Origin of the sequence: Catenibacterium mitsuokai, from assembly GCF_025148785.1 — a bacterium.
Lineage (GTDB): Bacteria > Bacillota_I > Bacilli_A > Erysipelotrichales > Coprobacillaceae > Catenibacterium > Catenibacterium mitsuoka.
Map to the genome: position 1 here is coordinate 2,143,095 of NZ_CP102271.1, position 12,261 is coordinate 2,155,355.

11 protein-coding genes are annotated in these 12,261 nt (G+C 35.1%); 1 reads left to right on the forward strand and 10 read right to left on the reverse strand.

The genetic code is table 11. The features are described from left to right. Positions 1 to 25: 25 nt before the first annotated feature. The 7 genes from NQ499_RS11135 to pyrB all read right to left on the reverse strand — a co-directional run bounded on the left by NQ499_RS11135 (position 26) and on the right by pyrB (position 8,646). On the reverse strand, positions 26 to 901 hold the full coding sequence (locus NQ499_RS11135) for a DUF5131 family protein (protein ID WP_006504923.1): 876 nt from the start codon (positions 899 to 901) through the stop codon (positions 26 to 28). A gap of 348 nt (positions 902 to 1,249) precedes the next feature. Then, a complete protein-coding gene (gene ltrA / locus NQ499_RS11140; RefSeq protein ID WP_259848505.1) occupies positions 1,250 to 2,545 on the reverse strand; it encodes a group II intron reverse transcriptase/maturase in 1,296 nt (431 codons plus the stop codon). 572 nt (positions 2,546 to 3,117) lie between these two features. Beyond that, positions 3,118 to 5,010 carry an ABC transporter ATP-binding protein gene (locus NQ499_RS11145; protein WP_006505490.1) on the reverse strand — a complete coding sequence of 631 codons (1,893 nt, stop codon included), beginning with the start codon at positions 5,008 to 5,010 and terminating at the stop codon, positions 3,118 to 3,120. Continuing rightward, on the reverse strand, positions 5,000 to 6,751 hold the full coding sequence (locus tag NQ499_RS11150; RefSeq protein WP_006505491.1) for an ABC transporter ATP-binding protein: 1,752 nt from the start codon (positions 6,749 to 6,751) through the stop codon (positions 5,000 to 5,002). Before NQ499_RS11150 ends, NQ499_RS11145 begins: the two co-directional genes overlap by 11 nt. Positions 6,752 to 6,764: 13 nt before the next feature. Then, the gene (locus NQ499_RS11155; protein ID WP_006505492.1) at positions 6,765 to 7,193 is read right to left on the reverse strand and encodes a MarR family winged helix-turn-helix transcriptional regulator; all 429 of its coding nucleotides are present in this window, start codon (positions 7,191 to 7,193) and stop codon (positions 6,765 to 6,767) included. 95 nt (positions 7,194 to 7,288) lie between these two features. Beyond that, a complete protein-coding gene (locus NQ499_RS11160; protein ID WP_006505493.1) occupies positions 7,289 to 7,714 on the reverse strand; it encodes an aspartate carbamoyltransferase regulatory subunit in 426 nt (141 codons plus the stop codon). Then, the gene (gene pyrB, locus NQ499_RS11165; protein WP_006505494.1) at positions 7,711 to 8,646 is read right to left on the reverse strand and encodes an aspartate carbamoyltransferase; all 936 of its coding nucleotides are present in this window, start codon (positions 8,644 to 8,646) and stop codon (positions 7,711 to 7,713) included. The genes NQ499_RS11160 and pyrB overlap by 4 nt, the downstream gene beginning before the upstream one ends. A gap of 136 nt (positions 8,647 to 8,782) precedes the next feature. On the opposite strand from pyrB, the gene NQ499_RS11170 reads away from it, so the two are divergent. Then, positions 8,783 to 9,373, forward strand: a complete 591-nt coding sequence (locus NQ499_RS11170; RefSeq protein WP_006505495.1) for a sugar O-acetyltransferase — start codon at positions 8,783 to 8,785, stop codon at positions 9,371 to 9,373. Between the two features lie 55 nt (positions 9,374 to 9,428). Here NQ499_RS11170 and NQ499_RS11175 read toward each other — a convergent pair whose 3' ends face one another. Genes NQ499_RS11175 through NQ499_RS11185 form a run of 3 tightly spaced genes read right to left on the reverse strand, consistent with a single transcriptional unit; the run spans position 9,429 to position 12,259 of the window. After that, positions 9,429 to 10,100: a TIGR00266 family protein gene (locus NQ499_RS11175; RefSeq protein ID WP_006505496.1), complete on the reverse strand. Its 672-nt coding sequence runs from the start codon at positions 10,098 to 10,100 to the stop codon at positions 9,429 to 9,431. An 11-nt stretch (positions 10,101 to 10,111) separates the two neighbouring features. Continuing rightward, complete coding sequence (locus tag NQ499_RS11180) at positions 10,112 to 10,954, reverse strand: Cof-type HAD-IIB family hydrolase (RefSeq protein WP_006505497.1); 843 nt, start codon at positions 10,952 to 10,954, stop codon at positions 10,112 to 10,114. 3 nt (positions 10,955 to 10,957) lie between these two features. Next, positions 10,958 to 12,259, reverse strand: a complete 1,302-nt coding sequence (locus tag NQ499_RS11185; protein WP_040389828.1) for a pyrimidine-nucleoside phosphorylase — start codon at positions 12,257 to 12,259, stop codon at positions 10,958 to 10,960. Positions 12,260 to 12,261: the final 2 nt, after the last annotated feature.

A 12,261-nucleotide genomic window follows, 5' to 3' on the forward strand; every position in this document is an offset into this window, starting at 1 on the left:
ATTTGAAACTTCTTTTTTCTCATTATCAAAGACATTGTTTACATCCAAATCTTCTTGCACATCCATTACATATAGGTTTTGATGCACATTCTATACAATGTTCACTGAATTCTCTTTTATACAACTGATCTTCTCTTAATTCATTATCAAAGAAATCATAAAGATGATATACTGGTTTATTTCCTTGATAATTCATTTTAGAACGATAAGCTATTCTTGTCTGAGCTACTTTTCCTTTCACTCGATAATGAATACCATCCTTCACAAAATGAGATCCTGTTTCTATAAAAGTGAATGTAGTGTTCTTATTCACACATTGATTATGTAAAGATTTAATCCAATCGAAGTCACATGCTCTTGTACCACCATAATTCTCTCCACCGCATGTCACTTCTTCTATGCGTCCATCTAAATACTTTTCTAAATCAATAGGACCGATAAGAGGTGCTAACATAACTCCTTTATGTTTAGCAGGAATATCTAATAGAATAGGTATACGTTCATCAGCACGTTTCTGATTCTCACATGTAACATTAAGTATTACATTCTCATATCCATCACCCCAGTTATCTGGTAAGCATTCTTCAAGTCTTTCTGCTCTTTTAGTAAGTATATAGAAAATGACATCCTGTCTTCTTCTGATCATGGACCAGACATCATCTCTCCATATATCTGCCTCTTCTAGACAGAAATCACTTGTCATACAGACTCTTATCTTTTCTCCTCTTTGTATCTTATATGTACCATCTCTATTTCTAGAAAGTGGATATGCAAAATCATTGGTCTTATATATATGTGAACCATCCTGATTTCTCATCTTATCCAAAACATACATATAACAATTCATACACCCTTCAGAATACTTTACACAGCCATGCCAGGGATTCCAGATATCATGCATTATTAACTCCTTATCAAACTAAATTGCTTTATTTAAAACCATTTAATAATACGTCCTACACATATGCCATAGAGTGGTGAACGTGTTACTAAACAGAGAATAATAGTTGCTGCAATCATTGTAATATCAAAACAGTTCTTACACAAGAAATACGCCTTATTATAATGATTAGAAAAACTTAAGATAACTACTGATAGAAGAAACAAATGAGACTGTACGATAGTGTAATTGCAATAGGGTAGACAAGGAATAATATTAAAAGGTTAATTAACTATTATTTCTGTGCCTCCCGTTGCACCGTACGTACGGGTCTCGTATACGGCGCTACATTTATATGATAATTTCAGACTAACTTAGATAGTAATTAAGGGGATTGATCAGACCAGGTCTATCTCCTATTCTTTTACCCAAGAATTTGGGACTAATAATATTATTAATTACATGACCACAGGCCTGGCTATAAAGTCCGCGTCTAGAGTTTGCCACCGAAAAGATTTGTTCATCAGAAAATTGGCAAGAAAATAGCCTATTCATTTTGTATAAGTTTTTATAAATCGTTTTAGGTCTTTTCCACTGTTTCAAAATGATTACTCTGATTTTATGGCGAAGCCATTGACCAAAGACGTCAATGAAGTATTTCATCACGCCTATTCGATAATAGTTAATCCACCCCACTACAATCTGATTGATTCTCTTGAATGTAACTGCAAGAGGGCGTGCAATTCCTATCCTTCTTATAAGTTCTCTTCTACATTTATCGTAGATTTTCATCTTGCTCTGATTGGAAGGCTTGCATTTCCATTCACCATTCCTTTGGAGGTAGGTGAATCCTAGAAACTTGCTTTCGGGTGGTCTGACCACTTTGGTTTTAGTAGCGCTGACTTTAAGAAATAGTTTTCTCTCTAGCCATGAAGTGACTGACTTCATTACTCTATTTGCACTCATCTCGCTCTTAACGAAGATATTGCAGTCATCTGCATATCTAACAAAGCGTAGTCCTCTATATTCCAGTTCCTTGTCAAACTTATCTAAATAAACGTTAGAAAGGATTGGTGAGAGTGGACCTCCCTGAGGCACACCGATTCTCGAAGGTTTTACTAAACCATCTTCCATAATCCCTGCCTGCATGAATTTGCGAATAAGATGTAATGTTGTTGAGTCATTCACGTGCTTTTCTCTAAGTATTGAGATTAATTTATCATGATTTACAGTGTCAAAGTATGCTTCAATATCTAAGTCTATAACCCAGTCATAACCTTCATTGATGTATTCTAGAGTCTTTAATACAGCCATCTGTGCACTTTTTCTTGGTCTGAATCCATAACTGAATTCACTGAATGAAGAATCTAATTTCTTCATCAATATCTGTGCAACAGCCTGTTGAATAACTCTATCCACTACTGTAGGTATACCTAATGGTCTTTTCTTGCCATTAGGCTTTGGGATATAGACTCTCTTGACTGATTGGGGCTTATACTTCTTATTAAGTATAGAGTATCTAATCTCTCTTCTATACTTATAGAAATATTCATCAAGTTCATCTACTGTCATCTTGTCGATTCCAGATACACCTTTGTTTCTCTTGACCTGTAGAATAGCCCTGTCGATGTTAGAATCACTAAGTATTTCATCAATTAATCTCATGTCTGTGTTCTCCTTTTCATATCGTAGATTTATCTAGAACTGTTCCCTCTTCCTTCATCTCCACAGAAATTACGTTTTCCATTTATGAAATGATTCCAATTTCGAACTATCTAGACATTGCTTTATGATGAGTAACATCATATAAACATTAGGTCCTTTAGTGTTGGTGAGACACCTACTATGACCTCAGCTGACTCCTCACAGTGAGCTTTTTGTCGCACAACTTACCATCACTGATTTTAAAGATATTGGACTTCGTTGCCTGTGAGGCCTCCCGGGGTAATTCACTAATCCTGTTTCCTTCACAACGCCTTGATTTACTCTCTTGGTTTTACGTTTACCTTTAGGACTTCGGTTTGTAAGGCAACCTTATCCACCATTTAGCCTTATATCAAGTTTCTGTTCGTACGCTCAAAGGAATTGCTACACCACTTCCTTCACTCCTACCTTTATGGTATCGGCTTGTGGTTCACTACACTTGGCGGTAACTACCTGTGGTCGGTTTATCTCCGACTGAATCAGTGCCATGCCCGGCACACCTCAAAAAAGCATGCCTTCTAGGCATGCTCATTTTATTCTAATTCGAATGCTCCAGTATATAACTGATAATACTGACCTTTCTGTTTAATTAAGTCCTCATGAGAACCACGTTCAATAATATGACCATGATCTAATACCATGATTACATCTGAGTTCTGTACAGTAGACAATCTATGTGCAATAACAAATACAGTACGTCCCTTCATTAAAGCATCCATACCCTTTTGTACAATTGCTTCTGTACGTGTATCAATAGAAGATGTTGCTTCATCCATGATCATAACAGGTGGATCTGCCACAGCAGCTCTTGCAATCGCAATAAGCTGTCTCTGACCTTGTGATAAACTTGCCCCATTACCAGTCAACATTGTGTTATAACCATCTGGTAAACGAGTAATGAAATCATCAGCACCCGCAAGCTTTGCAGCTTCAATACACTGTTCATCTGTCGCTTCTAGATAACCATAACGGATATTATCCATAACTGTACCAGTAAAGAGGTTTGTATCCTGTAAGATAATACCAAGTGATCTTCTTAAATCAGGCTTTTTGATCTTATTGATGTTGATACCATCATATCTGATCTTACCATCTTCAATATCATAGAATCTGTTAATAAGATTAGTAATAGTTGTCTTACCAGCACCAGTAGCCCCTACAAAGGCTACTTTCTGACCAGGCTTTGCATATAATGTGATGTTATGAAGAATCATCTTATTAGGATTATAAGCGAAATCTACATCATGCATTTCTACATCGCCTTCAAGTCTTGTATAAGTCACAGTACCATCTTCATGTGGATGTTTCCATGCCCACATTTCAGTACGTTCAGTTGTTTCTACTAATTCACCATTTTCTTCTTTAGCATTCACTAAAGTAACATAACCTTCATCAAATTCAGGTTCTTCATCTAATAATCCAAAGATACGACTAGCCCCTGCTAGCCCCATAACAACAGAGTTGATCTGCTGAGAAATCTGACCAATCTGTCCACAGAACTGCTTAGTCATATTTAAGAATGGAACAACAATAGAAATATTTAAAGCCATACCAGATAATGAAATATTAGGTGTTTTTAAGTAAAGAAGAATTCCACCTGTTAAGGCAATTAATACATAAAGTATATTACCTACGTTATTTAGAATAGGCATTAAGATATTCGCAAACGTATTGGCTTTTCTTGACGCTTCAAACCATTCATTGTTTACTTTATCAAATCCAGCAATTGCTTCTTCTTCATGGTTGAATACTTTGATGACCTTCTGCCCGTTCATCATTTCTTCAATATAACCTTCAGTTTCACCAAGTGTCTGCTGCTGTTTAATAAAGAATCTTGAACTCTTAGCACCAAAATTCTTAGTAATTAAAACCATGACGATACAGCCAATGAAGATAACTCCTGCTAGCCATAAACTGAAATAAAGCATGATACTAACCACTGTGATTAAAACAATAGAAGTCTGCATAAGTGCAGGTAATGACTGCGAAATAAGCTGTCTTAATGTATCTGTATCATTTGTATAAATAGACATGATATCACCATGTGCATTTGTATCAAAATAACGGATAGGAAGACTTTCCATTTTCGCAAACATCTTTTCTCTGAACTTCATTAATGAGCCCTGAGTCACTACAGCCATTAAACGGTTGTATGTAAATGATGCGATTAATGAAAGAATATAAAGAACGAGTAATACAACAACGATTGAGAAGATTTCAGGTTTTGCATGTACCCAGTCTTTAGTACGCCAATACTTTTCAATAACAGAAATAATATTCTGCATGAAGATAGATGGAATAGAGCTGACAACTGCATTAAAAAGAATTAAGAAAATAATGACAGGTAGAAGAACAGGATAGAATTCAAAGAGTGTTTTGATCAAACGTGTAAATGTGTTCTTCTTATTACCACGATTATTTTTCATCCTGTTCACCTCCCTTGTTTTGTGAATAGTATACTTCCTGATAAATTGGATTTGATGCAAGAAGTTCATCATGTGTACCGATTGCTTCAATAGAACCATTATTCATAATAATGATCTGATCTGCATCCTGTACACTTGATGCTCTCTGAGCAATAATGATCTTAGTTGTTTCAGGAATAAACTTCTTAAATCCTGCTCTAATAATAGCATCTGTTTTAGTATCTACAGCACTTGTAGAGTCATCAAGAATTAAGATTTTTGGTTTCTTAAGTAATGCACGTGCAATACATAATCTCTGTTTCTGACCACCAGAAACGTTAGTACCACCCTGTTCAATATGTGTATCATATTTATCTGGGAACTGTTCGATGAATTCATCAGCACATGCAAGATGACATGCTTCTACTATTTCTTCATCTGTAGCATCTTTATTACCCCAGCGTAAGTTTTCTTTAATAGAACCAGAAAATAAGACGTTCTTCTGTAATACAACAGAAACTGCATCTCTTAGAGTCACTAAGTCATAGTCTTTTACATTTACACCAGCGACTTTTACTTCACCTTCAGTTACATCATAAAGACGTGAAATAAGATTAACAAGTGATGTTTTAGAAGAACCAGTACCACCTAAAATACCAATAGTCTGTCCAGATTTAATATGTAGATTAATATTTGCAAGGGCATAACGATCAGCACGTTTAGAATATTTAAATGAAACGTTATTAAAATCAATAGAACCATCTTTTACTTCATAGATAGGATTTTTTGGATTAGAGATAGTATGTTTTTCTTCTAATACAGCAACAATACGTTCACATGATTCCATAGAGATAGTCACCATGACAAATACCATAGATAACATCATCAAGCTCATAAGAATCTGGAAGCTATAAGTAAGTAATGAAGATAACTGACCTACCTGGATAATAGCTCCACCAAAATTAACAACTAAGAATGAACCAAATGTCATTACAAAGATCATTACAACATAGATACAGAACTGCATCATTGGGTTGTTTAATGCAAGAATCTTTTCAGCTCTTGTGAAGTCATTACAAACATCTTCTGCTGCAGTATTGAATTTCTTCATTTCAAAGTCTTCACGGACAAATGATTTTACAACTCTGATACCATTAATGTTTTCCTGTACTGAGTTGTTTAAATTATCATATTTTCTAAATACTTTTCTAAATAAAGGCATTGTCTTCTTAATAACAAGACCTAAACCAATACCAAGTACTGGAATAGTGAATAAGAAGATTAATGCAAGTCGACCACCCATTACAAATCCCATGATTAATGAGAAGATCAACATAAGTGGCGCACGTATAACTGTACGAATAATCATCATATAAGCCATCTGAACGTTAGTAACATCCGTTGTCATACGAGTAACAAGTGATGATGCACTGAAACGGTCAATGTTTTCAAATGAGAAGTTCTGAACTGCGACAAACAAGTCTTTACGTAAGTTCTTACCAAAACCTGCTGATGCATTGGCTGCAGTAATACCTGCAAGAGCACCAAATAGGAGTGAGAAACAAGCCATGATAATAAGTATCACACCATATTTCACAATAACAGAGAGATCACAACCGTTCTGCATTTTATTCACCAAAGTTGCGACCATCAATGGTAGAAAACATTCTGTCAATGATTCAAAGGCAACTAAGATAGGTGTCAAAATAGAATCTCTCTTGTATTCACGAATACTTTTCTTAAGCACACGAATTATATTCATCTTTTTTCCCCTTTCATTTATTTTCTAAATTTGAATAGACTTTACTAAGAAGATCAGCTAAAGTATCAATTTCTTCCTGTGTTAATCCACTCATCATCAAACGATTTGATTGCGCTATATTACGTCTTACCTGTGCACAATGGCTTTCTCCTTTTTGTGATAAACAGGCAACTTTAATTCGCTTATCCTTCGGATCATCACAACAATCAATCAGATTCTTTTCCTGAAGTCTTCTAAGAAGTCCCGCAGTTGTTGATTGAGCTACATGTAAATCCTTCTCAATCTCCTTAAAGGTCATTTTCTGATCAGGTGCGTCCTGTAATTTCAATAAAACATGGGACTGCATTAAAGTTAATCCTTCTTTTCTTAAAGAATTATTCGCACGCTTCTTTAAACAGTCATTAATATGCTTAATATAGCCTACTGCTTCACTTTCTCTCATCAGTTTACCTCCTTCTGCGCATTAGAATGATAGTACACTTTCAATCTAATGTCAATAGTATGCTATTAAATATTAAATTATAAAAAAAGAAGGACTTAGTCCTTCTTCTCAGCCTTAGATTCACAATAATAACATCTATAGATACGTTTCTCTCTATTTGCTAGATAGAACACCTGATCTAAATCTCTTTCTACAGATGTAATACATCTTGGGTTCTTACATTTAGCCACATTAATGATTTTTTCTGGAAGCTGTAAGTTTTTCTTTTCTACTGTTTCACCATTCTTAATAATAGAAACAGTAATATTAGGATCAATATAACCTAATACATCTAAATCAACATCAAAATCGTTATCAATCTTGATGATATCTTTCTTACCCATCTTATTAGAACGGCAATTCATGATGATTGCAACCTGACAATCTAACTTACCTAGATCAAGAGCATCATATACTTCTTTTGCCTTACCAGCTGCAATATGGTCAATCACAATACCATTTTTAATACTGTCTATTCTCATAATCTTTCCACCTCATTCTGTAATCCTAATAAGCTTAAGATCAATGCCATACGGATAAAACGTCCATTATGAGCCTGTCTGAAATAAGCAGCTCTTGGATCTGCATCGACTTCAGTCTTGATTTCATTGATACGTGGAAGTGGATGCATAATAATCATATCTTTCTTTGCAGCCTGTAATTTTTCTTCATCTAAGATATAAGTATCTCTTAAACGGATATAATCCTGTTCATTGAAGAAACGTTCCTGCTGTACTCTTGTCATATAAAGAATATCTAATTCTGGCATGACTTCTTCCATGCTACGTACTTCTTTATATTCAATACCCATTGGATCAAGAATGTCTTCTTTTAAATATTCAGGAAGTTTTAATTCATCTGGAGAGATAAATACAAACTTAGTACCTTCATAACGTGACATTGCTTTTAATAATGAATGAACTGTACGTCCAAACTTCAAGTCACCACAGAAACCTACTGTAAGGTTCTTTAAAGTGCCTTTTTCTCTCTGAATAGTTAATAAGTCAGTTAATGTCTGAGTAGGGTGATTATGTCCTCCATCACCTGCATTAATTAAAGGTACAGTGCATGTTGATGAAGCCACAACTGGAGCACCTTCCTTTGGATGACGCATCGCGATAATATCACAATAACCGCTAACTACATGAATTGTATCTGATACTGTTTCTCCTTTAGAGGCACTAGATACGTTAGCAGTTGGGAATCCTAATACCTTTCCTCCAAGTGATAACATAGCACTTTCAAAAGATAATCTTGTACGTGTACTAGGTTCGAAGAATAATGTTGCAAGAATCTTATGTGCACATACGTCCTGATAACGTGTACGGTCTTTGATGATATCGTTTGCGAGTGCGATTAAATCATCAATTTCTTCAACAGATAAGTCCATTGGATCAATAATGAATTTTTTCATGGTGAGCTCCTTCTTTATAAACTTGTTTTAATTCCTATCTATTATATCACAGACCCTCTATTTAAACAGTTTTTTCTAATAAAAACGTTTAATTGATATATTAACTATATTATTATGATATAGGTAAGGAGAAAATATGACTGAAAAAGAGAAAATGTTGAAAGAAATGTTGTATAATGCCAACAATGATGAAGATCTACTTAAAGAAAGAACAATCGCAAAAGATTTATGTTTCAAATTCAATCAGCTGATGCCTTCTGATGTAGAGAATCAAAAGAAACTATTAAAGGAACTACTTGGACAAATAGATGATACCGCATCGATTCTAGCATCTTTCTGGTGTGATTATGGATATAACATCAAGGTAGGAAAAAACTTCTTTGCGAATCATAATACTGTCATTATTGATTGTGCTCCAGTAACTTTTGGAGATAATGTCTTTATCGCACCTAACTGTGGTTTTTATACTGCGGGACATCCAATTGATACAAAACGTAGAAATCAAGGACTTGAATTTGCTTATCCTATTACGGTGGGAAATAATGTCTGGATTGGTGCAGGTGTTCAAGTGATGCCTGGAGTCACTATTGGAGATAATGTTGTTATTGGTGGAGGCAGTGTTGTTGTAAAGGATATTCCTAGCAACAGTGTAGCCGTAGGTAATCCATGCCATGTTATTAGAGAAATTACCGAAGAAGATGAACACACAGATTGGGATCGTATTTAAAAAGGATGTCGCCGACATCCTTTTATAATTACATATTCACCTAAGGGACATTCCTCTAATCATTTTGAGGCATAAAACCAGATAAGCTTTCAGCCAATGTAGAAATAGGCATTGTCTGTACAATGACATGGCCTGGTCCCTTGACTACTGTATTAAAGAATCCTTCTCCTCCTAGGAACTTATTCTTTATACCTTTTACAGAAACAACATCAATATGACAAGATGAACTCATTGCGACAAGGTTACCTGTATTCACAATCAGCTCTTCACCAGGATTTAAGTCATATTCTATAGCTGTACCATCTATCTCAATAAATAGTAAACCTGAGCCAAAATATCTATTCATGATGAACCCTTCTCCACCAAAGAAACCAATAGTTCCTTTTTTAGAGAATGAGATTTCTCTTTTTACAGTTTCTTCACTTGCAAGATAAGAAGACTTCTGTACGATAATATCTCCCTGACTCACATCATAGACTAATATATCACCAGGAAAAGAAGAGCCTAAGGCAATCATACTAGGCTGTGTCGCTGTATATTTATTCAAGAAAAGTGTTTCTCCTGAAAAAGCACGGCCAAATAAAGATTTCATACCACCTGATACAGTATCCATAGTTAGAGCTGGTTTCATCCATACCATTGCGCCACTATCTGTCAAAATAGATTCGCCTTGATCTAGATGAAGTATTGCGACAGGAAGTGGTTTTCCTTTAATTTCATACTTCATACAATCATCTCCTACTGATCTAATTTTAATTCATAAATCGCATCTGCTAAACCATCAGCATCTGGATCCTTGAAGAAGCATGTTCCAATGGCTTTTAATTTATCTGGCGCATTCTCTGCAACGACACCAATTTCACATGCATCAATCATCTGGAAATCATTCATAGAATCTCCAAAACCGATTGTATCCTTCATATCTCCATGATAATAATCCACAACACGTCTCACACCATCTGCCTTTGTACAGTTCTTTAAGATGATTTCACCATTAATGAAATCATCTTCATATTTAGAGAATGTCACAATATTAAACATTGGCGCAATATACTTTACACAATCATAAAAAGCAATCGGATCAGGGGCAATAAAACCAATCTTAGTGACACCTGTCTTTTCTAAATCAAACTGTGAGATAGGAATACGATTTTCTTCTTGACGTTTTAATTCAAAGAATCTCTGTAATTCTACATTATCCCCAAATTCCTTATTGTGTCTCTTGTCAAAGAATTCATTCACACCTGGTGTCTGATAAATAGCATGTTCAGTTTCTAGACAGAATAAGATACCATGATTCACAAAGAGTGTCATCATTTCTGAAAGAGTATATTGATCCATGTAGTTCTTAAAGATATACTTTCCATCTACCTGAACAAATCCTCCTGCACTTGCCACAATACCATCTATCGGTAATGCTTTGACATCACCTACAATAGAAGTAGGTGCTCTACCTGTACATAAGAATACTTTATTTCCTGCATTCTTTGCTGCTTGAATCGCTTCTTTTGTTTTTTCTGTTACATGTCTTGATTTTCCTACTAATGTACCATCAATATCAAAAAATAAAAATTTACTCATATATTACTCCATAATCTCATCAATCAATATAGGTTTTTCAACCTTTTCTTTACTAAAATGGAATGCACTTAATAATTCTTCTTTTCTTTCTTGTGTCCATTTACCATTATCATGAACAGTCACTAATGGTTCTCCCTGTTCTACATAATCACCAATCTTCTTATGTAGAATCAAACCAACGCTATGATCAATTTCATCTGTGACTGTTTCTCTTCCTCCACCTAGACGCATTGATACTAGTCCAAGAGTTAATGCCTCTAGATCTTCAATATATCCTGTTTCAGGTGCATAAACATCAAATATGTGTTCAGCTACTGTAAACTTTTCAGGATAAAGAATATAATCGCTGTCTCCACCCTGTGCTTTTACCATTGCTTCTAAGGCATGTAATGCTTTTTTAGAAGAAATGGCGTCTTCTAGCATCTTTCTTGCTTCAGTCACTGTTTCTGCCTTTTGTGCCATCATCAGCATTGTACTTCCTGCAGTTAGACATAATTCTAATAAATCTTCAGGACCATTGCCATTAAGTGTTGCAATCGCTTCTTTCACTTCTAATGAATTACCAATTGCATAGCCTAAAGGCTGGGACATATTAGAAATAGTGGCTCTTGTATCCTTATGAAGATGCTGACCAATTGTGATCATTGTACGAGCAAGCTTCTTCGCATCCTCTAAGTTCTTCATAAAAGCACCATCACCATATTTTACATCAAGTAAAATTGCATCACTGCCTGCAGCTAACTTCTTACTCATAATAGAAGAAGCAATCAAAGGAATAGACTGAACAGTTCCAGTGACATCTCTTAATGCATACATCTTCTTATCAGCAGGATCAAGAGACGCTGTCTGACCAATAATAGCTAAATGAATGTCATTCACCTGTTTAATAAAATCTTCTTCATTGACATAAATATTAAGTCCTGGAATAGACTCCATCTTATCTAGAGTCCCACCTGTATGTCCAAGTCCTCTACCACTCATCTTAGCGACTGGTACACCACATGCAGCTACCATTGGACCTAATACTAAAGATGTCTTATCACCAACACCACCAGTAGAATGCTTATCTACTTTAATACCATGAATACCACTTAAATCAATCACATCACCACTATGCATCATTTCTAAAGTCAGCTGGGCTGTTTCGTGATCTGTTAATCCATTAAAGACAACAGCCATCAAGAAAGCACTCATCTGATAATCAGGAATATCACCTTTCGTATATCCCTGGATTAATTCATGAATTTCTTCATCAGTTAATACTACATTATCTTTTTTCTTTTCAATAAGATCTACCATTCTCATAA